Here is a 23,846-nt window from a genome sequence, read left to right as displayed (position 1 = left end):
CGCACTGCTACGGGACAATCCGAGTTTCATGATCTTCTTCGCCGTCCAGTGCTTCCCGCAAAGCAGCATCGTGGAAACGTTTAACCTGCCCTTCTTCCGCGGCAATGGCCGGCGGGGTAGCAAAATCAGCATCAAGGCTTTCTAGGCGCCGCGCGGTGACCAGCACGCGCGTATCGAAAGAGGAGAGCGCCGAGTTGTAGTTCTTCACCGCTGAGGTGAGGGAATTCCCGAGCTTTTCCAGGTGACCAGCCACCACCCGCAGCCGGTCCGTCATTTCCCGACCCAGTGCAATAATATGCCCGGCTTCTTCGCTGACTTTACTGGAGGCCCACAGCGTTGCCACGGTGCGCAGCAGCGCCAGCAACGAGGCGGGAGAAGCGGGAACCACCCCGAGATTCAGAGCATCCTCCAGGAGCGGCGGATCTTCCCGCAGCGCTTCCGCGAGGAGGGATTCACCCGGGAGGAACATAATGGTGATCCGGGGTGAACCCGGGAAAAGCGCGGGGTAATCCCGTTTGGCTAGCGCATTCACGTGAGCACGCACCGCCTTGGCGTGCTGTTTGCGAAGATCCTGGCGCCGCGCGATTTCCTCCGCCGTGGTGGCCGGGGCGGCCTGCGCCTGGAGCATCGCGGTGAGGGGAACCTTGGCATCGAGGGGGAGATGAGCGCCGCCGGGCAGGTGGATAACCATATCCGGGCGCGCTCCCGCCGCGCGCCCACCACCCGCGGGCGCGGAAACCTGCTCCGAAAAATCAACGTGGGGGAGCATTCCGGCGGCCTCCACCACCCGGCGCAATTCCACTTCACCCCACATGCCGCGCGCCGAGGTAGAACTGAGCGCCCCGCGCAGTGCCTGGGTGGCCCGCGCCAGATCTTCCTGGGTGCGCGCCGCCGCGCTCAGCTGGGTGCGGATTTCGGTGCGCTGCTCACCTTGGAGAACCTGCACATCCCGAACCCGCTGCTCCATCACCTCAAGCTGCTGGGTAATAGGAGCCAGGGAACGCAAAATATCGTTATCGGTTTTAGCCCGGGCGATGAGCCCGTTATTTTCCTCCTCTAACCGATCCGAACGAGCCTGGGCGGCCGCCAGCTGCGCCCGCACCACTCCGGCATCGCGCTGCGCCTCCTCCAGTTGCTGGCGCACCAGTGCCAGCTCACGGGCCGAAACTGCCCCGCCCGAGCGCACCCGCGCGCTCAAGAACCCCAGGGCGAAACACGCGCATCCCACCGCGATAAGAGCACCTAGAACAATCGAAATATCCATAGCGATATTCAAACATCCACCTACGACAGAAAAATGGGAGGGAAGCGGGCTGGCGGCGTCGTCGCCCCCTTGTTCCCCGCAAAAAACTCTGATAGCTTTCAAAAAGCGGGGTATAACGCAACTCACACAACAGTTGGGACGTACGGCCCCGCGGGCGGTGCCGCGAGGAAGCGGCGCCGGGGAGAAAGGAACACCATGTCTACTATCGTCGTGACCGGAATGGGCTCGGGTATTGGCGCTGCTTGCGGGCAGATTCTGGAAGAACGCGGGCATACGCCCGTCGGTGTTGATTTGCGCGGGGCAGAATTTGAAGCGGATCTGTCCACCCCGGAGGGGATTGCGGATGCCGTCGCTCGGGTGGTGGAAAAGTATCCGCAGATTGACGGGGTCATCGCGAATGCGGGCACCCAGAGCAATTCGCCTCTCGATCTCAAGGTGAATTACTTCGGCGCGCGCGATACCGTGCGCGCTTTCCTTCCCTACCTGGAAAAGGCGGAAAATGGGCGCGCGGTCATTACCGCCTCGTGTGCAAGTTTGCAGCCCAGCGATCCTAAGCTCGTGCAGCTGCTCCTCGATGATCAACGCGAAGAAGCCCTCGCTTACGGCAAGGAGCTAGCTGATCAGGGCCCGATGCAGGGCTACGCCAATTACGCCTCCTCCAAGCGCGCTATTGCCACGTGGGTGCGCCGCGCGGCCGTGAGCGAAGAATTCGCCGGGCGCGGCGTGGGGCTCAACGCGGTGGGCCCGGGCGTGGTCGCCACCCCGATGACGAAGGAACTTCTCTCCACCGAAGAGGGGCGCAAGCAGGCTTTCGGTGCGCTGCCCGCCCCGTATCACGGCGCTTCGGAAGCTCGCGATATTGCCGATGCGCTCGTTTTCTTCGTGACCGGACTCTCACGGACCATCACCGGGCAGATTCTCTATATCGACGGCGGCGCGGATGCGATTTTGCGCGGCGAAGATATTTGGCACGCCCCGAAGTCCATGGACGCGCCCGCGCGGTAGCATCAACGGCCCGGTAACGCGGTAGCGCAACGCCGCAGCCCGGTAGCGCCGCGCCCGGATTGCGAGTCCGGGGAATAGCAGCCCGCCCTCCTTTCTCTTAGCTAGAATGGAGGGCGTGGCTTTAACAATTGGTATTGCAGGACTTCCCAACGTCGGAAAATCGACCCTTTTTAATGCGCTCACGCGCGCAACGGTGCTCGCGGCGAACTACCCCTTCGCGACGATTGAGCCGAATGTGGGCGTGGTGCCGCTCCCGGATGCGCGGCTGACCAAGCTCGCCGAAATTTTCGGGTCTCAGAAGATTCTGCCGGCGACGGTCGATTTTGTGGACATCGCCGGGATTGTGCGCGGGGCCTCCAAGGGGGAGGGCCTGGGCAACCAATTCCTCGCCAATATTCGCGAAGCGGATGCGATTTGCCTGGTCACCCGTGCTTTTGCGGATCCGGACGTGGTCCACGTGGAAGGCCGCGTGGACCCGAAGGATGATATCGAAACGGTCACCACCGAACTCATCCTCGCCGATATGCAAACCCTGGAAAAGGCCATTCCGCGCCTGACCAAGGAAGTGACGGGGAAGAAAACCCCGAAGGAAACGCTCGATGCGGCGCAGCGGGCCTACGCGCTCCTTGAGGCGGGCGAAGTGCTCTCCAACCACGCCGCCGAATTTGACGCGGATATCCTGCGTTCCTTCCAACTCATGACCTCGAAGCCCTTCATCTACGTTTTTAATACCGACGACGACGGCCTCGCTGACACCGCCATGCAGCAGGAACTACGTGACTTTGTGAAACCTGCCCAAGCCATTTTCCTCGATGCCAAATTCGAAGCGGAACTGGTGGAACTCAGCGAAGAAGAAGCCCGGGAAATGCTGGAGGCCACCGGTCAAGAAGAATCCGGCCTGGACCAGCTGGCTCGGGTGGGCTTCGATACCCTCGGCCTGCAAACCTACCTCACGGCCGGCCCCAAAGAGGCCCGCGCCTGGACCATCCACAAGGGCGATACCGCCCCGCAGGCCGCCGGTGTCATCCATACCGATTTCCAGCGCGGCTTTATTAAAGCCGAGGTGGTGTCTTTCGATGACCTGGTGGAATACGGCTCTGTGGCCGCCGCTCGTGAACACGGGAAGCTGCGCCAAGAAGGCAAAGACTACGTGATGCAAGACGGCGACGTGGTGGAGTTTCGTTTCAATGTAACCTGAGGCGCGCTAGTGTTAGCGGCATGACAACACGTGCTGCTATTTACCTCCGTATCTCGCTCGATGCTGCCATGGACGGCCTCGCCATCGACCGGCAGCGCCAGGACTGCGAAGCCCTTGCCGAGCAACGCGGCTGGGACGTCGTGCATACCTACGTCGATCAGTCGATCTCCGCGTCGAAGAAGGACGTGGACCGCCCCGACTACGACGCGATGGTGGCGTCCTTTGATCGCGGCGAGATCGACGCGATCATTTGCTGGGACCTCGACCGCCTCACACGGCAGCCCTGGCAGCTCGAAGAGTGGATCGACAGGGCAGAGGAGCAGGGGCTGAAACTCGTCACTGCGAACGGTGATGCTGACCTTGCCACCGACGGCGGCAGAATGTACGCGCGCATCAAAGCAGCCGTGGCGCGCGGCGAGATCGAACGTAAAAGCATGCGCCAATCCCGTGCGCAACAGCAGCGCGCCGAGCAGGGACGCTGGTACTCCGGCGGTGTGCGCCCAATCGGCTACACCTCGACCGGCGAGATCATCCCACCCGAAGCCGCCGCCGTGCTCGGGATGTTCCGGGCTGTCGAGCGGGGCAACTCCATGCGCGACATTGCACGCGCCCTATCTGGGGTCGATCAACCGGGCTTGCCGGATATCCCGACCACGCCGCGCCATATGCACACCGTGGTCACAGAGCGCAACGCTCGACGCCGCGCTGAAGGCCAGGAAGAAAAGCCAGTTCCCGACGCGCAGCCGTGGGCCTATACGTCGTTGCACTCGATTCTGCGCAACCCCGTGTATGCCGGCTATTCCACCTACAAGAAGGCCAAACGCAAAGGCGTGAAGAACAAATACCGCCGTGTAACGCACATTGTCCGCGACCCCGATACCGGCGAGCCGGTAAAAGGGCAGTGGGAGCCGATCGTCACACCCGATCTGTGGTGGCGTGTGCAGAACGTGCTCGATGATCCCGACCGGCTGACAAACAAGGAGCGCCGGAACACTCGCCGCCATCTCGGCTCGGGTCTGTATGTCTGCGACGAGTGTGGCAATCCCGTGCGCACGCATGCCGACCGCTACCGCTGCGCCGCCTGTGGCTTAGTGCGCACGCATAGCGTCGATGATTTTGTGCTCGCCGTGATCCGCGCCCGCCTTGGTCGTGACGACCTAGCAGACCTGTTGCCGACTGCGGATGACGACGAGGTCGACGCCATCGACGACGAACTCGCTGAGCTTCGCGCAAAGCTCGCCCGCGTCCAGGCTGACTACGACGAGGAGCTTATCGAGGCCCGTGACCTCAAGCGCGCGCGAAACCGTTATGAGCCGCAGATCGAGAAACTCGAAACGCGCCGTGCCCGCCTTGCTGGCGCATCGGCGCTGCTCGACACAACCGGCTACGCCTCGCCCGTGGACGCCTTCGACAGCGCAGAGCTTGCCGTGCAGCGTCGAGTCATCAACACCCTGTGCCAGGTGCGCCTGCGCCGTGGCGTGCGCGGCACCAAGACCTTCAACCCTGAATCGGTGCAGATCGTGTGGAACTAGGTTGCAGTGTGTGGCACATCAACAATCGCGCGCATGTGCTGCGCCTTAGGGGCGGCCTAAGCAAGCGCACGACACCGTGCGCTTGCGGCGTGCGAAACTAGGCAGGAGTTTCGCGCAGCTGACGTTGGCGAGGATGACGTCAGAAGAGAGCAAGGACGAAAGGGCGTGTTGCGGGCAACCCCACTCCGTACGGGGTGAATCCAAGACATAGCGGACCAAGGACAACCACCGCCCTCCCGAGCCTAAGGCCTGTGAAAAGTACCAATATAATTAGAAAACTGGTTCTATTCCCATTTGTATTCACTCAGGGTAGTTTCCCTTTTGAGGCAATCCCGCCTCATTTCCTCTCTCAAAGGAGACTGTTATGACCCCCAAAAAGCGCACTCGGCAGTTTGCAGCGCTGCTGATTGCCTCTGCTCTGAGCGTTTCCGTATCTAACTCAGCCGTTGCTTCCGCAGAAGAATTCCAAGACCACGGCGCCAAGGGAGGCTTTGCTTCCGGTGTGATGGCCGAGCTACTCGGCGAGGCAGCACCAGCCTTCACAACCTACTGGGCATCTGTCGGCCGGAAAGTTCGCTACCCTGCAGGTGGCGGTACCTGGGAGTACGGATTCTGGGACGCTAAGGCGCGTTCTTATTTCACCGTGAATCGGTGCCATACTTCGACTGTGATCGTCAACGACAGAACGCAACGAAGCATCGACACCCGCGGCGGCCAGAAGTCGGTCGCCGAGCTTTGGGCAACGAATTTGCCGGGCACTAAGGACAGCTACTACTACGACTTCTGCTAGAACTCATGCGTATTCGACCCCTAGTACTTGGGCTTTTGAGCCTACTTCTTGCTGCAGTCATCGCGACTACTGGGTGGCTGCTGACAGCCCTGGTTGACTCCACCAAGCCCTTGTCCTTAGGGGTCGAATCAACCTTTAGTCTTGACTACGTCGAGCCTAAGACTTCACTCGCGGAGGAACTTGAGTCAGACTACGCACCGACGGTAATCCGTAACTCACTGGTTTCATTGGCCGAGCAGAACGGCTACTCCATCTACCGGCTGACTGGCACCGATGACGCAAGCGGGACTTCCCACGAGGTTTTCATCCCGCTGGAGGAAAATTATCCAGCACCGGAACGCATTCCCCGGCTCAACCGGCCGGATGCCTTGAGCCAAGCGGCCAGTGAGCTTGGGTCGCTGGATTACCACGGTGACTACGTCTTGGTTCCCAAAGCAACGGGTGGCAATGCGAACCACTTCTACGAATCGGCCAGGAATGACGGGCTCAGGCTAAGCGAAAAGACGCAGTTCCTTCACCTCATCCAATCGGTCGTATTCCGCCTGCCCGCGTTGGTGGCGATCCTGTTTCTATTTGTCGTTTCCCTTTTTGCCCTGGTATTTGTTCTTCGGGTTTCCGGTCTTAGATTGGCAGCGCTGCGCACAATAAATGGAGGGCACCGCAGTCAAAAAGGCAATTGGCGGCAATGGACCTTTGTCATCCTCCCGCACCTAGTTCTCATTGGCCTTGCGAGTACATTCCTCGCCCGCCAAGGGAGCTATTCTTTTGCCCTCCTGTTCCTCAGGTTCTACGCCGCCGGGATAGGCTTGGCCCTGGCTACCACCGGTTTGGCCGTAGCCGTCACCGCCCCATTGTTGCGCCGCGCAGTAGCGCTGCTGGGGCAGCGTGCCCCCGCAGAGAAGGCGGCGGGAAAAGCGCTGAAAGTAATTTCGGTCTTTACCTGCGTGACCTTTGTAGCAGCGGGTCTTAGCTCAGCGGCTGCGCTCCGCTCCTACCAGCAGGAATCCGAGGCCCAGCAGACCTGGAAATCTCTCGCGGAGTTTGGAGCCTTGCATTTTTCAGCCAACTTCGACGGCCCTGCTGGCCGCGTGGAAGGAGGCGAGCTCTTGCCGCCCAGTCTGCAGCAGAACTTCCGCGACTTCGCGCTCAGCTGGGAACGGGAGCACGGGGCTGTCCTCAGCCATACTTTGCCGAAAGAAGGTACCGGTGTGCCGGACTCCTGCCCCGTGGCACTTGCCAACCGCCAATGGCACGATCTGCAGGATTATCAGTTCCGTCCCGGAGACGACAACCACTCGGTCGACTATTCCGCAGCCCAAGAGCATTTCGCAGCTTCCGTGGATCTGTGGGCTCAGGAATCCGGCGACCTGCTCCTTAAATCTGCGCAAATTGGTCCGGTCAGTGCCGATCATGCGGTCGGATTCATTAGTGGAACAATGTCGGGGGAACTGGTTCCCGGCGATTGTTTTTACGTGCTTGAAACGGACGATCTATCCGGCTTCGACGCAGACTTCCTAAGCTCCACAGCTTCGAGTGAAAATTTGCTCTTCGCGGATTTCTCGGAACTGGGTCCAGAACTTACCGCTGCCGGCCTCGAAGGCTACGTCTACCCGGTACGCGCCGCCGATCGCGGTCTGGCCGAACTAGTAGCCAGCACGGCGCTGTTCTGGCTGAGTATCCTGAGCGCCCTCGGAGCTTTGCTCGCCACGCTTGCGGCCTTGATAGTCCAGGCGCGCATCCAGCTCCGAGTTCACCGTCGCCTCCTGGTACTCCTCCACAGCGCTGGGCAATCACCGGACAAAACAATGTGGCGACTATTCAAAAGCCAACTGGTCAGCCTGACAGTTGTCGTCATATTGTCCGTCCTGGCTCCGCTACTGCTTCCCAACCCGTTCCTCTACACCTTCACCGCGCTAAGCTGCCTTGTCTTAATCGTCTACCTCGGTTTTGTCCGTCTCAGTATTTCTCAGCACATGTCCGCCTCCCCTAGGAGTCACAATGTCATTGGCTAGCCCCAATCAGTCCCCCACTCTGCCGCCGGAGATTTCCACCTCTCATCTCTGTCTCGCCGCGGAGTCGACTTTTTCTGTGGGGCGCAGCACGCGGATGGTGAAGAAGTCCCTCGTGGAAAATGCAACGTTTTCCCTACCCGGGCCAGGCTTTGTCGCCATCTGTGGAGCCAGCGGTTCCGGAAAGACTTTGCTGCTCAACACCTTGGCCGGGCTCCTGCCGCCGGCGGACGGCCTCCTCCGGATAGACGGTGAGAATGCCTCCGCGTGGAGGATGAAGCGGAGGCGGAGGTTCTGGCGAGAACGCGCAGCGATAATCCACCAAGACCACGGAATCATTCCCGAACTAAGCTGCGAAGATAACCTCACCCTCGGGCTATCCAGGAAGCAATACTCCAAAGAAGAATTGCTGCACTCCCTCGGCGAAGTCGGTCTTGATGTCCCCTTCGACGGGCCGGCAGCTATTCTCAGCGGAGGCGAGCAGCAGCGGCTGGCGATCGCCCGAGCCCTGCTCCGCGGCGCGGCTTATGTGTTCGCTGACGAGCCGACCGCCTCCCTCGACCCCACTAACCGCGACCAAGTTATCGCGCTCCTGCGGCGAGCTGCGGACGGGGGCGCACTCGTTCTGGCCGCCACGCACGATGCCGCAGTTATTGCTGCCGCTGACAGCACCTTGCGCATCAATGATCGCCAGGTCACAGTCTCCGGCTCTGCGCGGGATTAAATCGCGATGCCCGCGGCCTTGGCCACCTTCCGGTACCCGGCCGCATGGTCCGCGACGCTGGCGTGGGCGTTGAGTCCGCTGGGGTTGTCGAGCACGGGCCTGACCCCCGGAAAGTAGACACGTCGGAGGTTAGCTATGCTGCTTGGGTCAGCGTAGCTGATGTGAGTGCTTCGAAGTCATTGGGGGCTAGAACGTTGCACCAGGAGTGCCGTCTGCGGGTGTTGTAGCGCATGCACCACCGGAAGACTTCTTGGCGACTGATGTCGAAGTGGTCGAATTTCGTGCGCGGTGAACCCGCCCGCCAGGAGGTGCTTGAAGTCGCTCTCGACTGGATCGCTCAGCGTGACGGCGTGAGCATCGATAACTACATGGCCAAGCACCGCGATGACGAGGACTGCAAGGAGCTGCAGACGTACTTCACCACCGTCATCGACTGGGCCGCAAGCGTGTTCAAGATGACGGACAGTTCCATGCGTGGAATCGCGTGGAACAAGCTCTATGAGCAGTACGGCGACAAGGGCTACGACGCAGCAAAGATGACCGCCGAAGCACGCGAGCTGCTTTCCGACTCGCAGGTCCAGTCGAAGAAGGGTATCTACGAGTACCTGCTCGGCGGCAAGAAAGAGACGCGGCTGCTTAACGTGCGTGTCTTCACTGAGGCTGTCAAAAAGCGCGTGTACAAGCGCCAGACAGACGCCGCCGAGAAGAACGGTGTGTCCAACTGCTCCTACTGCGCTATCGGCCACGACGAGAAGAAGGAGAAGATCTGGCCGCTCAAGGATATGGACGCTGATCACGTCACCGCATGGTCGAAGGGCGGCAAGACCGAGGAAAGCAACTGCGAGCTGCTCTGCAAGTCCCACAATCGCGCCAAAGGTAACGCTTAACCAGCGGCGACGCGGGGATCTAACAATGCTGCGTCGCTAGCGCTCGCACCCGGTAAGCCGAGCATCAGGCTGCGCTAGCGACGCCCGGCGCACATGAGTGCTGCGCTGCTGGGATACGCCTGCGACCGGCAGAGCCGGACCGAATACGGGATTGACCGTGTACACCCCGTATTCGTGCAAAGGAGCACTGCCATGTCCACTCATTCCCACACGCTTGCATCCCACGGCGAGATCCTCGCGAACCTCCCCGGCATCCTCGGATTCTACCCGAACAACTCGCTGATCCTCGCGTTCTTCGTCGACGACGAGGGCGTCGACACCATCCGCCTCGGCCCGGTCGCGCGGTTCGACCTGGACGAAGCTGTTGCAAAGCTCACCGAGAGCCGCGAGCGGTTCGCAGCGTGGGTCCACCACCTCGAACTCGACGCTGTTATCGCGTACATGATCAGCGACGACATTGCGCAGCCGGTCTTTGACGAGACGGCAACGTATCTCACTAGTGGGGCAGTGCACCTACCGCCGCTGCTCGGGGTGGTGCAGGTGCCCGAGATCGTCACCGGGGCTGCGTGGTGGTCTGTGTATCAGCATCCGCTCATCGATGAGCCGCGCCACGGTGTTGTCGGCGAGGTCGCCGCATCGGCGGCGCTGCGCCAGATGCTAGAGCACACCGGCGAGCTGCCGGAACCGAGCAAAGACGACATCGAAGCACGGTTGAACAGCACCGATCACGGCATCGACGCTGCCGAGCACGCCGACATCATCGAAGACGCGCTGGCGTATATCCCGCCCATGTTCGCGGACGTGCTGCAGCGTGAATACGAGCAGGCGGCGGCAGGGATCACCCAGCCGAGCACTCGTGCTGTTCGGTCTGCGCTGAAATGCTTCACCACGCCGCGCTTGCGAGACACGCTGCTCGCAGCGCTGCTCGATGAGCCGCAGGCTGGCCTTGCGTTCATAGAGCAGGTTATGCGCGCTGTCCCGACCAGCTGGCCGGGGATGCGGGCGCAGCTCACCGCCACTGTTGCCGTGCTCGCTCACGCCACAGGCCAGCCGGGACTAGCTGGCGTGGCTGCGCAGCGAGCCACCGAGATCGGACCAGACGAGAATTTCCCGTCTCTGGTGGCCAAGCTGACCGACATTGGCCAGGGCGAGCGGATGGTCGAACTCGTCCGCGAGGGCGCTGAGAAGACCCGCACGATCTTGTTCACCGAGTAACACCACACACCCCGTTGCAGCGATGCAACGGGGTTTCTTTTTCTCGCGGGGCCGTGGCCAGCAGAGATGCACACCTAGCGGGGCGGGGGAGAACCCCCTAGACAGCAGAGCTGTCTCCAACAGACGGATTGACCATCCATCCGAACAAGGAGGCACCTGATGCGCGACATCACCCACACCGACCTGGAACTGCTCTACCAGCTCGCCGACGGCATCGACGGCGAGGACGCCGATCCGGGCGCAGCACAAGAACTGCGCGACCTAGAGGCGGCAGGCACACCGCTGCCCTGGGCAGTGCTGTAACGACAGCTCAACCCCCGCAGCGGCAAAGCCGCTGCTTAAGTACCCAAATTGCACGGCAAATCACACCCACTCACGTAAGGAGAACCATCATGTCCAACCCCTTCAACAACGGCACCATCGTCGGCAACGCAGCTCGCGCACCCAAGCTGTTCGAGCACGCAAACGGCGGCGCGACGGTGAAGCTCAGCGTCTATGCGCGCAACACCTTCAAGAACAAGTCCACCGGCAAGGTGGAAAGCGAGATCGTGGAGCTGACCGGCTACGTCCAGGACGCCGCGAACCCCGGTGTGTTCGGCTGCATCGGCTCCGGCGATCGCGTTGCGGTGAGCTACTCGCTCAAGACCGACGTCTACACCGACAAGGACGGTGTGAAGCAGTACCCGCTGGTGGCGCGCATCGACACGGTGCAGCTGATCGATTCCAAGAAGGAGTCCGCTGCTCGCGCTGCCCGTCGCGGAGGCGAGGCGGCGACCGCCGCCCTGGCTGGCGCTGAGGGCGAAGAAGTACCGTTCTAACTACGAAACCCCGCAGGGAAACCTGCGGGGTTATTTTTTCAACCATTTCACACGCCAATTTGCTGCGAATCACTTGTGCAGTTTTACGGTGCAGTGGTGCGGTGCTTTTACTGGCGTTTCTGCTGCGCAACTCACTGCACTATGTAGTGTCTGTGACATTTCATTAACACGTAGGTTGCACTGTGTATTGGGCACCCATTTCATCGACACGTTTACTGCGCAATCAAATGCCCTGTCACTTTAATGACATGTGAATTGGGCAGTGAAGTGGTTTGTCATCCTATTGACACCTTTACTACGCAACAGAATGACAACGACATTCTGTCGGCCCTTCTACGGACATCTCTTCTGCGCAGCACATGCCCCGTCGTACACACCGACGTGCTGCGCACTATCTCCGCCACTCAACAGGCCAATTCACTGCGCAACGTAGTGACACCGGCCCCGCCTAGCCGAGATTTCTTCGATTTTCGCTGAATATCAGCCGTTTACCCGCCGCCAATGACCTACGACGCCGACGGCCCCCTGTTAGGCCCGCAGAAGGCCGTACAGGGCAGGGGAGAGCAGTGCTACAACTCCATACCGCCATCACGATCACGCTGCTGTTGCTGCTGGCGGCGCTTCTCGATGCGCTCGCGTGCACGCTGCTGCGCCCCGCCCTTCTTGCCTGAGGTCTGCGACTGCCTGAACAGCGTGTAACGCTCAAGCAACTCTGGGCTGCGATGCAGTTCTTGCACCAGGAACTTCTTATCCAAGTGCTCCAACTGTTGTCCTGACTTCACCGCTTCTTCGATGATGATGGCGGCTTCATCTTCGGCGTCCGTGTGCGCGTTGCGGCGGATCTGATCAGCCTCATCGCGGGCATCCTTGCGCGTTACTGCAGCGTCGCGTGTGGCCTCGTCGCGGATGCTCGTGGCCTCATCTCGTGCTTTGCTGCGGATCGTCTCGGCGTCGCGCTCAGCCTGCTTACGGGCCTCGTCGGTCTTGCGAGTGATCGTCTCTGCTTCGCTGCGAGCTGCGGCTGTAATATCGCCCGCCTTGGCCCGCGCAGTCTCTTCGGCTCGTTCGAGCAGCTCGTCTGCTTGCGCTTCGGCCAGGCCCAACTCCTGCTCAGCATCCTTGCGTGCTTCGCTGCGGATCTCTTCGGCTTCTTGCTCGGCCTTCTCGCGTGCTTCCTTGAGCACACGCTCGGCAACCTCGCGAGCCTGTGCTTCAGCATTCTCCTGTACGCGCTGGGCTGCTTCGCGGGCTTCTTGCGCCTGTTCAAGTTCCTTAGCAGCCTGCTCGCGGTCACGATCAATTGCGTCCATGTCGCGCTGCACGGATCGCTTCTTGACTTCCACATCATCCTCGCGCTTGGCGAGATCGCGCTCCCGGTCTTGTTGCTCGGTGTAGCGGTCGAGGTTGAGTGACTCGTCATGACGTTCGGAGACTTCTAGTTCCACCGGATAGCCGAGCGAGTGCATGTGTTCGCGCAGGCCCCGTTGCGCGTCGATGAACTTCTGGTTACCCGGGATCTGCTTGCCCTTCTTCGGGCCGGATGTGTACCGCACTGAGGTGTCAGTGTTGTACGCGATGCCGGGGCGGCAACGGAGCTTGTCGGGATCTTCGGGCTTCGGTGAGAACGTATCCGCCTGGAACTGGATGTGTGGCGTTGATTCGTCAAAGTTCATATCACCGCCAGCGACTGCGTCGATACCGCCGGGGATGAAGTTTTCTGCAAGCCAGCGCATTGACTCTTCGAGGTACTGCTTTGCTTCCTCGTAGTCGCGGGCGACATAGCGCGGACGTTTCACTTCGCGCCCGTCCACCTCACTGGTGTAGTAGTCGGGGATCTCCTTGCACATCGACTTCGGCAGATACACGACGAACAGCGACGTCTTGAAACTGTTCTTCTGCACGCGCACTCCGTCCATCCGAGGCGTCTACGGCCGCCACAGGGCCGTACAGCCGCTGCCACAAAGATGAACCAATCGAGTCGCGGCGCTACACATTTGCATCAACAGCTGCCGCTGGATCTGCTGCAGCGCGACGCGCTGCGAAACACACGTCGCTGGCGGTGCTCGTTACATGCGCTTGCGCGCATATGGCCGCCGCGAACGTGATGCGTCTGCACAGATACTGTGCTTATGGCACGGGCCGATATGGAGTGTGTTATTCGACCCGTGTTGTTATCACCCGCAGCAGCATCAACACCGCCTTGCGGCGGATGGCTCGCTGCGGGATTTGGAACACCCTGCAATAACCGCCTGGCGGCGGTGCCAGAGTGCAGGGTGTGGCTGTGCGCACCACGTAAACGATGTCGGTCTTGCCGTTCGGTTCGACGCCGTGGCACGTTCGCAAGCTCACGTTGCACACGGCGTGCGCGATGACGCGGGAAGACGCCGCAAGCGGCGTTTCCACCCGTCATCGGCCCTTACTTTAAGACCGACATACAACGACTGACGCCGTATGTGGTGCGCACAGCGTGGCGACCTGCAGATTTTGCGTAGGCACCATGTGCGCTTCGCGCATCAACGGGCCGTTTCGGGTAAGGGTCGAAGACCGCATAAAGACCCGAAACACGCAGGTCGCAGCCCCCTTCTGTGTCAAAACCCCTATGAGTTTGTCGTTATAGGGGTAGAAGGGGGAAAGGGCATAAGGGGGTGCGACGCCTCCGCTGCGCTCCGGCGCTCGGCATAGCCGAGGCACTGCACCGGGTATTACTACTCGCTGGCGCTCGCATAACCCGGTGCCCGGCGCTGGCGCGCCGCCCCTTATAGCCCCAGTCTCAGACCTCGCTCGCTCGGTCTGGCTGGTGCTGTCTTGCCCTCCGCTGCGCTCCGGTCAAGATGCCCAATAGTGCAGCTGGCGCTGCACCTTGTGTGATGACCCATGCTCTGTATTACGACACTGCTGGCAATCCGATATATCCCGTCGATATGTATTCGGATATGCCAGCATCGATGTGTCGTGTTTGGGTCATCACGAAACGCTCCATCACGGCAAGCGTGCCGTAATGGATATTGGCGTATCTCACGACGCGGCATTATGCGGCATGCGCCGCATATCACTTGCCGTCGCGGTTGCATCTTCAGCAGCACAGCTGCTGAAATCTGCTCTGTCCACGCTGCTGTCTTTGCTGCGCCCACGGCCCCGTCTTCGGCATAGCTGACGTCCACACAAGACTATGCCGGCCAGAACCGCGCATAACAGCAGCGCGACATACCGCCAGCCATGTGGCGGATGATCCAGGCGACGGGGCAGACGTGTATATGCCCCGTCGCCGATACCGGCGCAAGCATCGTGACAGTGTCACGTGTAGCGGTGCCGCAGCCACCCGCACACACGCGAAAACCCCGCCCTTGCGAGCGGGGTGTGTGGCGACATCAAACGTGACGGCTGTACGTCGTCACGCCGCGTGGCCGTACACACATGAGGTGATTGCGTGTACGGCTAAAGGGTTAGTCGGGTACAACTTCTAGATGCCGCTTCGGCTTACTGCCCTCGGTGCTCTCAGGCGTGTCGCCGTAACCGTTCTCAGGTGTATCGCTGTCCCCTTCGGTGCTGGCGGACTTGTCACCGTCGAGATTCACCTCGAACTCTTCGGCATACTTGCGCAACTGCGCAAGGCGCTCCTTTGTCGCTTTGTGTGCACGGCGCGCCTCGTTCACGGTATCTTTTGCTTGCTGCTCATCGCGCAGCGCTGCTGCGTAATCGTCTCTGAAAGACATGGTTTGTTCTCCTTGGTTGAATGAACTGTTTATTTGGACTCGGGGCACGACGGTGGAGCGCGCGTGTGTAGTAGCACGGCCATCACCCATCAGCCCTCGCACTCAGTTCAAGACCCAGCCTGACTAGCTGAGCTAAGCGGCGGGATCTCGTCGTAGGCGGGTTTGTCCGCATTAGTGCTTCACACCGCCCAGCACCGTGACGAGCTGCTGGCGCTGCTCATCTGTCAGTTGGGGCGCTGCATTCACGACGGCATCGACGAAGCCGTCGAATAGCTGCGGGGCAGGGCGGCGTGCGGCCGCGAGGTAGGCGTCGAGATCGTCTTGGCGAATCCGATAGGCGGTGCCGAAACGGTGGAATGAAAGACGGCCCTCTTTAATAGCTTTTCGCAACGTGGACTCGGAGCCGACGCCGAGATCGGCGAGTTCCTGCAGCGTGTAAAAGCGTGGCGCGACGGCGATAGTCGTGTCCTTTTCGGACATAGAAAAACGCTCCTGGGCAGATTGATCTGTCCCGGAGCGGGGTGCTTTACCGGCTTGCTATTCAGGCGGCTTGGAGTGCCGTGCTCAACTCGCTAGAACGGTGGTCTGCCGTCCCATCGCTTTACGGGAGCGCTTACTCCCTACCTGACCGCTTTTGTGGTTGGCAATGCCGTTGCCGACCGGTCTATCTCGTCGGAGGAACCGCGCCTATCACGGTCGAGAGGCTGTCTCTTTATGAATTATCCTCGGGGTTATCCCCCGTATGCGGCTGGCTAAACCAAAAACGAATTAAAACGCCACATACGGTCTGGGGGCCATCGTACGGAACTTATGCGTCGCGCACAATAGCCTGCGACCTAATCTTTACGAATCGAACCGAGCACGTTTCTACACGCCACGTGGCACGGCTGGGGTGTTGTGGTGGGGCAGCTGTTGTGTGGCGGCATGGTGACACGCAAGGGGCGCGCCTTTTTGTGACCTGTGACACGTCTATAGTGTGCTCGTTTCGTAGTTTTGACCTCGTTTCGTAATTTGCCGATCAAAATACGAAAAAATTACGAAACGCTCTACCTGCGGTTTCGTAGAACTACGAAAATCGGAAAACCAAATTACGAAACACGCGATAACGCTGTGACCTGCACAGACACGTCACATTTCGGGGATGTTTCGTAATTTTGCGGCATTTCGACCCAAACCTTTTAAGGGAGAGACACAGACACACATTACGGGCACATGTCTACGACATAGACCGTCCTCATTGAGGGCACGCTGCAGGGGTTGTAGCTATGTGACACGGCCGGGATGCTGCGTCACGGTGACACGCAAGGGGCGCGCCTTTTTATGACCTGTGACACGTCTGTAGCGCGCTCGTTTCGTAGTTTTGACCTCGTTTCGTAATTTGCCGATCAAAATACGAAAAAATTACGAAACGCTCTACCTGCGGTTTCGTGATTTCCGCAAACGAAAAGAACAAAACTACGAAACACGCGATAACGCTGTGACCTGCATAGACACGTCACATTTCGGCGGTGTTTCGTAATTTTGCGGTATTTCGACCCAAACCTTTTAAGAGAGAGACACAGACACGCATTGCAGGCGCATGTCTACGACACAGAGCGTCCTCGTTGAGGGCACGCTGCAGGGGTTGCAGCTATGTGACACGGGACACAATCGCAATCAAGGTGTCTCTTCTTATTTAGATTTTCTTCAAAAAGTGGAAAAATTACGAAACGAAAACCATTTACGCTGCTCAACGTATGTTTTTGTGTTTCGTAGTTTTGTTCTTTTCGTTTACGAGATTACGAAATGACCCGCAAATACCTACCGTGACCTGCGGTGATGTGTTTCGTATTTTTCTGCGTAATTTCACGTCGCCCGAAGCAGACACCCTGCCGTGTGCTTGCTGCAGGGCTGCGGCCGTCCCTCCATGTGGAGCGTCAGTGTCGATGCTGTAACTTAAACGTACATACATTTGTGGCGCTCTCGTTACGTGTCTGTGCATTGCCGAGCTCTTTACTGTTGTGTGTGGGCGCGCAGCCGTAGTGTCCGTGCCACTCCGAGTAGGGCGCGTCGTACCCCAAACCCATGTTCAATTAAATTCCAATCCAGAGAGGTCTTGCACTGTTGCGGTGCGGTTGTCTTCTTTCTCACCGTATTGGACCCTGCGAAATTAATTGGATACGATAGGCCCATGTTGATTTCAGGTTCCGTTTTCATGCGGCCGCTCACCAGCCGCTAAGGCGGTTTTCTCCCTCCCGCAGGTTAGAAACCGCTCCGGTCCTTTAGCCGGGCGGCCATTTGCCATGCCCGGCTCCGTTTCAACTCCACGGAGCACACCTGATGTCTACATACGGATACGGCCGTCACGAACATGGCCAAAATTTTCTCACAGACCACAAGATCATCAACTCCATCGTCGATCTTGTAAAACAAACCTCCGGCCCCATCATTGAGATCGGGCCAGGAAGCGGTGCCCTCACTCACCCGATATCCCACTTGGGGAGGGCAATAACGGCAGTTGAGGTAGACGCAAAACTAGCTGCCAAACTCACAAAAAAGACCGCCTCGGCGTCGGTCGAAGTGGTCCATGATGATTTCCTCAACTTCCCGTTACCCGCCACTCCCTGCGTCATTGTGGGAAACATTCCCTTTCACCTCACCACTGCCATTCTTCGAAAGTTGTTGCATGCGCCGGCATGGACTGCCGCTGTACTCCTCATGCAGTGGGAAGTCGCTCGCCGCCGGGCCGGGGTAGGTGCAAGCACGATGATGACAGCTCAGTGGTCCCCATGGTTCACGTTTCACCTTGGTTCCCGAGTACCAAGGTCTGCTTTCCGGCCACAGCCAAACGTTGACGGGGGGATCTTAGTGATCCGCCGGGTGGGTGACCCGAAGATCCCGATAGAGCAACGCAAAGCCTTTCAGGCGATGGTGCACACCGTTTTCACCGCCCGGGGACGCGGGATAGGGGAAATTCTCCGAAGGGCAGGGTTGTTTTCATCACGTTCAGAGACACAATCATGGTTGCGCTCGCGAGGAATCGACCCCGCAACCCTACCTCCCAGATTGCACACCAGCGACTGGATCGATCTCTTCCAGGTGACTGGTTCCTCTTCACCGCGCCATCGGCCCATTTCACAATCGGGAAGTAGTCAACGCCCTCCTCAACGGAAAAATCGAGGCCGGCGGCGGTAATCCCCCCACCACCAAAACCGAAATCCACCAGTAGTAGTGAACGACCCATGTTCGTCTACCGTGAGCCGCGTTATGGCAGTGACGTGTTCTCGTCGGGCACAGTCATAGTTCCCGGCGTTGCCAGCGACAGGGTTCTGCACCCAGCAGCGGGACCGATCAAAATCACCCGCACGGGGAACGACCCTGCTGGTGGTTTCGATTTTGATGAAAGCGAGGAGACATAGCCCCTCGCCAACTCCCCGTAGCTGGCGAACAGTAGCTCCTGGCGCTGGCGCTCGTTGGTGAGTTTGCGTGCCACATCGAAAGCCTTATCGACTTCCCGGTCCAAGTTGTTGTGAGCCTTGAGCAGAATTGGGTCCATCGATAACGGGTTGTAGTGCTCCGCGAGTGACCGCTGGGGGTGCCGCTCGCGTGCCCGCAGCACCAACTGTCCAGCGTCGATGATTCGCTGCTGCGCCTTCTCATCTAGTTCACACAGAGCTGGTCCGCAGTTGTAGCTCCCGATGTACTCCGAAAAACGGAAAAAATAAATAGTGGGGATACATCAACCTTCCACTTTCCATTCTTCCGGCTCAGAGTATTGAGGGGTCTGGGACCGGGTCCGTAAACCCTTTATGTTTTTCGCGCACAGCGGTTTTTAGCGACGCACCCTATAGGTTTTCCGCAGAACCTATATGTGTTTCTGTGCACCCCCATATGTTGTCTGTTTCTAGCGGTATTTCGGAGTGTGTCAAGTTGTTTGTGTGTGAGCATTGTTTATAAATACTTATTAAACCGGTCAGGGTAGGCCACGGACATCTGGTTAATAGCAGTTTTCCAGCCCTGGACCCGAGCACCCTCAACATAATGGCCTACATCCACACTCCCTTTCCTCGATTCCTTCGCAAGCTTGGCAGCCCGCCGATCCTCAATATGACAAATCATCAACCACAACGCCTTGATCGCCGCCTCGTCGTTCGGGAACTGACGCCGGTTACGCGTAGCCTTACGCAACTGGCTGTTAAACGACTCGATAGCATTCGTCGTGTAAATAACCTTGCGCGCTGCCGGCGGGAAGCCCAAGAAAGGCGTGAAACGCTCCCACGCGTCCCTCCAGACCTTCACTGATTGGGGATACTTCAACCCAAGGTCACTTACCGCGAACTCTTCTAAAGCACACCTAGCGGCTTCCTCGCTTGGTGCCGTATACACGGCACGCAACGCCGCCGATACGGCCTTACGGTCCTGGTAGTTCACCCACCGATTCGCTGCCCGAATCAAATGCACGATACAGGTCTGTACCATCGAGTCCGGCCAGGTAGCCTCCACCGCTTGAGGTAAGCCTTTCAGACCGTCACAACACACGATAAACACGTCTTTCACGCCCCGGTTAGCCAGTTGGGCACACACACTCGCCCAGAAAGAAGCGCCTTCCTCACGGGCGATCCACAAGCCCAAAACGTGTTTGACGCCGTCCATGTTCACGCCGATAGCCATATAGGCACTCTTGCCTACCACGCGTCCTCCATCGCGTACTTTGATCCGGATCGCGTCAAGGAAAATCACGGGATAAAACTCGTCTAACTGGCGGTTTTGCCAGGTGAGTACTTCGTCAAGGACCGCGTCAGTGATTGCGCTGATCGTCTCCGGGGATACCTCTAGGCGCAGGGAGGTGGCTAGGTGGTGGTGGATATCGCGTACGCTCATCCCGCCGGCATACAAGCTCACGATCATGTCATCCACGTCTGTCAGGCGCCGCGCGCCTTTAGGGACCATGGTCGGGCGGAACGTGCCGGCCCTGTCACGGGGAATATCCACGGTGATCATCCCGTAGTTCGTGGCCACGGTTTTCGGGTAGCTACCGTTACGGTAGTTCCCCATGCTCTCGGCGCCGGCTTCGGCTTTGGCTTTACGGTCTGAGTGTGCGTAGCCTAAATGGGCATCCATCTCGGCTTGAAGGCCACGCGTGATCGAGGCTTGGAGCATGCCGCGTACCAGGTCGTTAGCGTTAGTAGTAGACGTGGCTAGCTCGCCGATCAGCTCGGCCATTTGCGGGTTAGCCAGGAGTTTCTTCTCGATGGCATCGATACGCTGCTTGTCTTCAGGGTCTTGTTTCACGGTAGTCATTCTGGTTTATCTCCTAGGTGGTTTTCACCCTCACACACAAACCATTAGACACTCTCGTATTTCGTTGTACTTTGCGCATCGAATAGTTATTTATCGACGACACTCCGTCGAATTCCGTTTTAATGTATAGGTAGCTCTTGGTAACGAGCGTGGGAACGAAGGTTGATACTGTGCTGCGCGCGGTGCGTGAGGGCGACGCCGCAGCTATTGTGGCGGCCTTCGCCTCCCATCCCGATATGATCCGGCAGGGCAATATCACGGATATGGCCGGTGCTCGCCGCTATATCGCGCAGATCTTGGAAAATCCCGATTCGCAGCTGGCCTGGGTCATCGCCCGGGAAGATAGCGATGAACTCATCGGTATGGTTCGTATTCACGCGGATGGTGATGAGAAAAGCGGGTGGTTGTCCTACTGGTTGCACCGCGATTACTGGGGCCGTGGAATCATGTCTAGAGCGGCGGCAACCGTCGCGGATTGGGCGCTGTGCGAGCGCGGGCTGGAACGCTTGGAACTCGGACACCGGGTGAATAACCCGGCTTCGGGAGGGGTGGCCCGCGCGGCGGGATTCCTCAAGGAAGGAACCGAACGCGGGAAATTTCTGATTAATGGGTGGCGTATCGATGTTGATTTGTACGGAAGGTTGGCGAGCGATCCGCTGCCTCATTACCGCCCCGTTCCGTATCGTGGATAACCAGCTCAGAACCTCTTCCCCTAAAAGTGTTTTTCGTTACACTTAAAGAGTTATGGATATCACGACACCTGAAGAATTTTCGGTGACAACCACGCGGCTGCGATTGAGGCTGCACCGGCCCGATGATGCGCCGTGGCTGCATAGTATTTACAGCCGTGAAGATGTCACCAGATACCTCATGACCGATGCCTGGAATCCCGAACGGGCGGTCAACGAAGCTGCCCAGCGCGCCCAGGCGCGGGATTTGCGCGGCCCGCAGGCCGCGCTCGCCGTCGTCATCGAACTCGATGCGCAACCCATCGGGGACGTGCGCCTGTGGATGACCGATCCGCAGCACGGCGTCGCGGAGATTGCCACCGTGCTCCACCCGGATTTCCGCGGTCACGGCTACGCATCGGAGGCTATGCGGGCCATGATTCGCTACGCCTGCACCCGGTGCGGAGTGCATCGCGTTGCTGCACAAATGGATGCGCGGGATCGGGTCTGTGAGCTTATGCTCCAGCATGCGGGAATGCGTAAAGAAGCGCATATGCGCCAGGACTTCTGGCTCAAGGGGGAGTGGACCGACACCATCGTCTACGCGGTGCTCGCCAGTGATCTGCGTGAAGGTGGTGGCGATGCCGAAGCCGAAGCGGAGGGTGTTCGCACCGAGCTAAAAGGGGAGCACCCCACGTCCGATTGAATGGTAAATGAGAGATTGGTAATCTGGGTGTCGCTCACCTAAACGAAAGGACACGTTTATGAAGATCGCCATTATTTCCGGATCAATTCGCGAGGGCCAGGCCACCGAGGGTGTGGCCCGGTACGTCGCCCAGCTCGCAGCCCAGCGGGCGGGGGAGGTCGCTTACGAACTCGTCAATATCAAGGATTTCGATATTCCGCTCCTCACCAGCCCCGTGGTTCCGGCTGCGGCCAACGGTCGCTACGATAATCCGGCCATCCAGCGCTGGGCCGATAAAATCAGCGAATTCGACGCCTTTATTTTCGTGACCCCGGAATACAACCACGGGGTGCCCGGGGCCTTCAAGAACGCGGTGGACGCGCTGGGCGTTGAATGGATGAATAAGCCGGTTGCTTTCGTGGGGCACGGCTCCATCGGGGGCGTACGCGCTATCGAGCAATGGCGCCAGATTACGGCTAATTTCAATATGCCAGCTATCCGTTCCGAAGTGAATTTCATGATGTTTGAGGACTGGACGGACGGCGAATTCACTCCGCTGGAACGCCGTGCGAGTGAGGTGGAAGCCGTGCTGAGCGGCCTCGAACACCGCACCGCCCAGGTCGCGAAGTAAAGAAACCTCCCGTGACACGTGCCTGCGCCGCAGCGGTATGGCGGACGTGCGATTCCCCACTGGGGCAGTTCGCCGTTGCGGCGCAGGCGCATGCGGTGATCGCGGTGGTGCTTCCCGGGTGCCCGGGCCCGCAGGCGGTTATCGAGATTGAGAATGAGGCCGAGCGGCGCCGGGCGGAGGAGCTTGCCGCCCGGGCATGTGCCCAGCTCACCGAGTATTTCGCGGGCGAACGCACCCATTTCCGGCTCCCTACCGATCTGCTTCTCACCCGCGGCCCCTTCGCGGCCCGGGTGCAGCGTGCCCTCGAGGAAATTCCCTACGGGGAGACCCGCTCCTATGGCCAGCTTGCTGCAATGGTGGGCAACCCGCGGGCGGTTCGTGCGGTGGGATCGGCATGCGCGCGCAATCCGATACCCATTGTGCTGCCCTGTCACCGGGTTCTTGCCGCGCGTGGCGCCCCGGGCGGGTGCGCGGGTGGGCTTGATATGAAAAAAGCGTTGCTACGGCTAGAAAATTCTGTTGTGGCTGAAACTGGCCTTACGTCCTGACAAGTCTGGTTATGCCAGAAAAACTCCCGCGCCGGTACAAACTATCGGGTACAAACTATGCCGCTAGCTCATGAGCCGAGGAGCGGGAGAACCTCCGCAAGATCAGTGATGCGATAATCAGCATCCGCCTCCAGCTCAATACCGGGAGTTTCCAGGAGAGCACCGGCCACTCCAACTTTATGTGCGGTCGTGATATCAATCGGCCGATCCCCAATAGCGAGGGTGCGGGCCGGATCTAGGTGGTGCTTGCTGAGCATATGGGTGAACATCGCCGGGTCGGGTTTGCGTGGGAAACCGTCCTCGGGGCAAACCATATCGGTAACTTGGAGTCCCAAGCCCTCCAGGAGGGTGCGGGCGCTCGCGCGATCCCGGTGCGTGACCACCACATTGATCCCGGGAACCGCGGCAAGAACATCACGCACATGGGCCATCGCGGGCGGCGGTGTGATTTTCCACGAGTCTTTCAATTCCTGTTCGCGCGCCCGAAACTCGGCTTCCGGAATCCCGAAACGGCGTGAAAGCTCGGTGATGGCTAGGTTGGTGGAGTGCCGGGTCAGGCGGGCAACTTCCAGGAGGGAAACCTCCTGACCGGAATCAAGAACAACCGCCTGCAAGGTGGCATCCACATGCGGATAGGTATCCACCATGGTTCCGCCCATATCCCAAATGATGTTGTGGAACATAATCCTCCTCGCCCGGGCGCTGCCGCCGCGTGTACCGGCACCTTTTGGCTCCGCTTACCGGTACACCTCGCCTGCACACTCCCTCCAGCCTAGCCAGTCACCGCCCCGACCTGCCACGGACGTTCGGCGCGGCTGTCGATCCCGGCGCTAAAATAAACGAGGTGAGCGGACGCTTGCGCACTCTGCGCCACGGAGG

22 protein-coding genes and 1 pseudogene are annotated in these 23,846 nt (G+C 59.4%); 15 read left to right on the top strand and 8 right to left on the bottom strand.

Going from position 1 to position 23,846, the window contains the following annotated elements:
- Positions 1 to 7: 7 nt before the first annotated feature.
- Positions 8 to 1,264 carry a DNA recombination protein RmuC gene (locus CYJ17_RS09330; protein ID WP_143231855.1) on the bottom strand — a complete coding sequence of 419 codons (1,257 nt, stop codon included), beginning with the start codon at positions 1,262 to 1,264 and terminating at the stop codon, positions 8 to 10.
- 195 nt (positions 1,265 to 1,459) lie between these two features.
- On the opposite strand from CYJ17_RS09330, the gene CYJ17_RS09325 reads away from it, so the two are divergent.
- From CYJ17_RS09325 to CYJ17_RS09300, 6 genes are all read left to right on the top strand, one after another.
- Positions 1,460 to 2,269, top strand: a complete 810-nt coding sequence (locus tag CYJ17_RS09325) for an SDR family oxidoreductase (protein ID WP_087070460.1) — start codon at positions 1,460 to 1,462, stop codon at positions 2,267 to 2,269.
- A gap of 115 nt (positions 2,270 to 2,384) precedes the next feature.
- Positions 2,385 to 3,467 (top strand): redox-regulated ATPase YchF, encoded by a 1,083-nt coding sequence (ychF, locus tag CYJ17_RS09320; protein ID WP_087071168.1) that lies wholly within the window; start codon positions 2,385 to 2,387, stop codon positions 3,465 to 3,467.
- A 20-nt stretch (positions 3,468 to 3,487) separates the two neighbouring features.
- Complete coding sequence (locus tag CYJ17_RS09315; protein ID WP_016456437.1) at positions 3,488 to 4,999, top strand: recombinase family protein; 1,512 nt, start codon at positions 3,488 to 3,490, stop codon at positions 4,997 to 4,999.
- Positions 5,000 to 5,363: 364 nt separating this feature from the next.
- Positions 5,364 to 5,789 carry a lactococcin 972 family bacteriocin gene (locus tag CYJ17_RS09310; protein WP_016456436.1) on the top strand — a complete coding sequence of 142 codons (426 nt, stop codon included), beginning with the start codon at positions 5,364 to 5,366 and terminating at the stop codon, positions 5,787 to 5,789.
- A gap of 227 nt (positions 5,790 to 6,016) precedes the next feature.
- The gene (locus CYJ17_RS09305) at positions 6,017 to 7,801 is read left to right on the top strand and encodes a hypothetical protein (protein WP_231376317.1); all 1,785 of its coding nucleotides are present in this window, start codon (positions 6,017 to 6,019) and stop codon (positions 7,799 to 7,801) included.
- Between the two features lie 76 nt (positions 7,802 to 7,877).
- Positions 7,878 to 8,522 (top strand): ATP-binding cassette domain-containing protein, encoded by a 645-nt coding sequence (locus CYJ17_RS09300; protein WP_159455000.1) that lies wholly within the window; start codon positions 7,878 to 7,880, stop codon positions 8,520 to 8,522.
- A 133-nt stretch (positions 8,523 to 8,655) separates the two neighbouring features.
- On the opposite strand, the pseudogene CYJ17_RS09295 reads toward CYJ17_RS09300, so the two are convergent.
- Positions 8,656 to 8,778 (bottom strand): annotated as a pseudogene (locus CYJ17_RS09295) (IS3-like element IS1206 family transposase); the annotation flags it as partial.
- 4 nt (positions 8,779 to 8,782) lie between these two features.
- On the opposite strand from CYJ17_RS09295, the gene CYJ17_RS09290 reads away from it, so the two are divergent.
- From CYJ17_RS09290 to CYJ17_RS09275, 4 genes are all read left to right on the top strand, one after another.
- Positions 8,783 to 9,409, top strand: a complete 627-nt coding sequence (locus CYJ17_RS09290; RefSeq protein ID WP_016456433.1) for an HNH endonuclease — start codon at positions 8,783 to 8,785, stop codon at positions 9,407 to 9,409.
- A gap of 192 nt (positions 9,410 to 9,601) precedes the next feature.
- Positions 9,602 to 10,624 (top strand): DUF4192 domain-containing protein, encoded by a 1,023-nt coding sequence (locus tag CYJ17_RS09285; protein ID WP_016456432.1) that lies wholly within the window; start codon positions 9,602 to 9,604, stop codon positions 10,622 to 10,624.
- A 159-nt stretch (positions 10,625 to 10,783) separates the two neighbouring features.
- Positions 10,784 to 10,927, top strand: coding sequence for a hypothetical protein (locus CYJ17_RS09280; RefSeq protein ID WP_016456431.1), 144 nt, complete (start codon positions 10,784 to 10,786; stop codon positions 10,925 to 10,927).
- Positions 10,928 to 11,016: 89 nt separating this feature from the next.
- Complete coding sequence (locus CYJ17_RS09275; protein ID WP_016456430.1) at positions 11,017 to 11,442, top strand: single-stranded DNA-binding protein; 426 nt, start codon at positions 11,017 to 11,019, stop codon at positions 11,440 to 11,442.
- Positions 11,443 to 12,011: 569 nt separating this feature from the next.
- Here CYJ17_RS09275 and CYJ17_RS09270 read toward each other — a convergent pair.
- The 3 genes from CYJ17_RS09270 to CYJ17_RS09260 all read right to left on the bottom strand — a co-directional run bounded on the left by CYJ17_RS09270 (position 12,012) and on the right by CYJ17_RS09260 (position 15,635).
- On the bottom strand, positions 12,012 to 13,343 hold the full coding sequence (locus CYJ17_RS09270; protein ID WP_219619194.1) for a hypothetical protein: 1,332 nt from the start codon (positions 13,341 to 13,343) through the stop codon (positions 12,012 to 12,014).
- A gap of 1,542 nt (positions 13,344 to 14,885) precedes the next feature.
- Positions 14,886 to 15,155, bottom strand: coding sequence for a hypothetical protein (locus tag CYJ17_RS09265; RefSeq protein ID WP_087070462.1), 270 nt, complete (start codon positions 15,153 to 15,155; stop codon positions 14,886 to 14,888).
- A 171-nt stretch (positions 15,156 to 15,326) separates the two neighbouring features.
- Positions 15,327 to 15,635 carry a helix-turn-helix domain-containing protein gene (locus tag CYJ17_RS09260; RefSeq protein ID WP_016456427.1) on the bottom strand — a complete coding sequence of 103 codons (309 nt, stop codon included), beginning with the start codon at positions 15,633 to 15,635 and terminating at the stop codon, positions 15,327 to 15,329.
- Positions 15,636 to 17,474: 1,839 nt separating this feature from the next.
- Here CYJ17_RS09260 and erm point away from each other — a divergent pair.
- Complete coding sequence (gene erm / locus CYJ17_RS09255; RefSeq protein WP_016456425.1) at positions 17,475 to 18,329, top strand: 23S ribosomal RNA methyltransferase Erm; 855 nt, start codon at positions 17,475 to 17,477, stop codon at positions 18,327 to 18,329.
- Between the two features lie 70 nt (positions 18,330 to 18,399).
- On the opposite strand, the gene CYJ17_RS09250 is transcribed toward erm, so the two are convergent.
- Positions 18,400 to 18,807 (bottom strand): type IIL restriction-modification enzyme MmeI, encoded by a 408-nt coding sequence (locus CYJ17_RS09250; RefSeq protein ID WP_425319843.1) that lies wholly within the window; start codon positions 18,805 to 18,807, stop codon positions 18,400 to 18,402.
- 278 nt (positions 18,808 to 19,085) lie between these two features.
- Positions 19,086 to 20,435: an IS256 family transposase gene (locus CYJ17_RS09245; RefSeq protein WP_087070464.1), complete on the bottom strand. Its 1,350-nt coding sequence runs from the start codon at positions 20,433 to 20,435 to the stop codon at positions 19,086 to 19,088.
- Positions 20,436 to 20,584: 149 nt separating this feature from the next.
- Between CYJ17_RS09245 and CYJ17_RS09240 the strand changes: the two genes are divergently transcribed.
- Genes CYJ17_RS09240 through CYJ17_RS09225 form a run of 4 tightly spaced genes read left to right on the top strand, consistent with a single transcriptional unit; the run spans position 20,585 to position 22,967 of the window.
- A complete protein-coding gene (locus tag CYJ17_RS09240; RefSeq protein ID WP_087070465.1) occupies positions 20,585 to 21,127 on the top strand; it encodes a GNAT family N-acetyltransferase in 543 nt (180 codons plus the stop codon).
- Positions 21,128 to 21,179: 52 nt separating this feature from the next.
- Positions 21,180 to 21,809: a GNAT family N-acetyltransferase gene (locus tag CYJ17_RS09235; protein WP_087070466.1), complete on the top strand. Its 630-nt coding sequence runs from the start codon at positions 21,180 to 21,182 to the stop codon at positions 21,807 to 21,809.
- Positions 21,810 to 21,867: 58 nt separating this feature from the next.
- Entirely contained in the window at positions 21,868 to 22,419 is a 552-nt protein-coding gene (locus tag CYJ17_RS09230) for an NADPH-dependent FMN reductase (protein ID WP_087070467.1), read from the top strand.
- A gap of 11 nt (positions 22,420 to 22,430) precedes the next feature.
- Positions 22,431 to 22,967, top strand: coding sequence for a methylated-DNA--[protein]-cysteine S-methyltransferase (locus CYJ17_RS09225; RefSeq protein WP_200807173.1), 537 nt, complete (start codon positions 22,431 to 22,433; stop codon positions 22,965 to 22,967).
- Between the two features lie 68 nt (positions 22,968 to 23,035).
- Here CYJ17_RS09225 and CYJ17_RS09220 read toward each other — a convergent pair whose 3' ends face one another.
- On the bottom strand, positions 23,036 to 23,650 hold the full coding sequence (locus CYJ17_RS09220; RefSeq protein ID WP_087070468.1) for an HAD-IA family hydrolase: 615 nt from the start codon (positions 23,648 to 23,650) through the stop codon (positions 23,036 to 23,038).
- Positions 23,651 to 23,846: the final 196 nt, after the last annotated feature.

The sequence above is a fragment of the Actinotignum timonense genome (genome assembly GCF_002860685.3).
Taxonomy (GTDB): domain Bacteria; phylum Actinomycetota; class Actinomycetes; order Actinomycetales; family Actinomycetaceae; genus Actinotignum; species Actinotignum timonense.
The sequence above is the reverse complement of the archived record's forward strand: the minus strand, read 5'-3'. Positions and strand labels throughout refer to the sequence as shown.

What these genes read in the sequence shown, in the direction of transcription:
- CYJ17_RS09330 (WP_143231855.1), bottom strand. Translation starts at nt 1,264, where the DNA reads ATGGATATTTCGATTGTTCTAGGTGCTCTTATCGCGGTGGGATGCGCG.
- CYJ17_RS09325 (WP_087070460.1), top strand. Translation starts at nt 1,460, where the DNA reads ATGTCTACTATCGTCGTGACCGGAATGGGCTCGGGTATTGGCGCTGCT.
- CYJ17_RS09315 (WP_016456437.1), top strand. Translation starts at nt 3,488, where the DNA reads ATGACAACACGTGCTGCTATTTACCTCCGTATCTCGCTCGATGCTGCC.
- CYJ17_RS09310 (WP_016456436.1), top strand. Translation starts at nt 5,364, where the DNA reads ATGACCCCCAAAAAGCGCACTCGGCAGTTTGCAGCGCTGCTGATTGCC.
- CYJ17_RS09290 (WP_016456433.1), top strand. Translation starts at nt 8,783, where the DNA reads ATGTCGAAGTGGTCGAATTTCGTGCGCGGTGAACCCGCCCGCCAGGAG.
- CYJ17_RS09285 (WP_016456432.1), top strand. Translation starts at nt 9,602, where the DNA reads ATGTCCACTCATTCCCACACGCTTGCATCCCACGGCGAGATCCTCGCG.
- CYJ17_RS09280 (WP_016456431.1), top strand. Translation starts at nt 10,784, where the DNA reads ATGCGCGACATCACCCACACCGACCTGGAACTGCTCTACCAGCTCGCC.
- CYJ17_RS09275 (WP_016456430.1), top strand. Translation starts at nt 11,017, where the DNA reads ATGTCCAACCCCTTCAACAACGGCACCATCGTCGGCAACGCAGCTCGC.
- CYJ17_RS09265 (WP_087070462.1), bottom strand. Translation starts at nt 15,155, where the DNA reads ATGTCTTTCAGAGACGATTACGCAGCAGCGCTGCGCGATGAGCAGCAA.
- CYJ17_RS09260 (WP_016456427.1), bottom strand. Translation starts at nt 15,635, where the DNA reads ATGTCCGAAAAGGACACGACTATCGCCGTCGCGCCACGCTTTTACACG.
- erm (WP_016456425.1), top strand. Translation starts at nt 17,475, where the DNA reads ATGTCTACATACGGATACGGCCGTCACGAACATGGCCAAAATTTTCTC.
- CYJ17_RS09245 (WP_087070464.1), bottom strand. Translation starts at nt 20,435, where the DNA reads ATGACTACCGTGAAACAAGACCCTGAAGACAAGCAGCGTATCGATGCC.
- CYJ17_RS09235 (WP_087070466.1), top strand. Translation starts at nt 21,180, where the DNA reads ATGGATATCACGACACCTGAAGAATTTTCGGTGACAACCACGCGGCTG.
- CYJ17_RS09230 (WP_087070467.1), top strand. Translation starts at nt 21,868, where the DNA reads ATGAAGATCGCCATTATTTCCGGATCAATTCGCGAGGGCCAGGCCACC.
- CYJ17_RS09220 (WP_087070468.1), bottom strand. Translation starts at nt 23,650, where the DNA reads ATGTTCCACAACATCATTTGGGATATGGGCGGAACCATGGTGGATACC.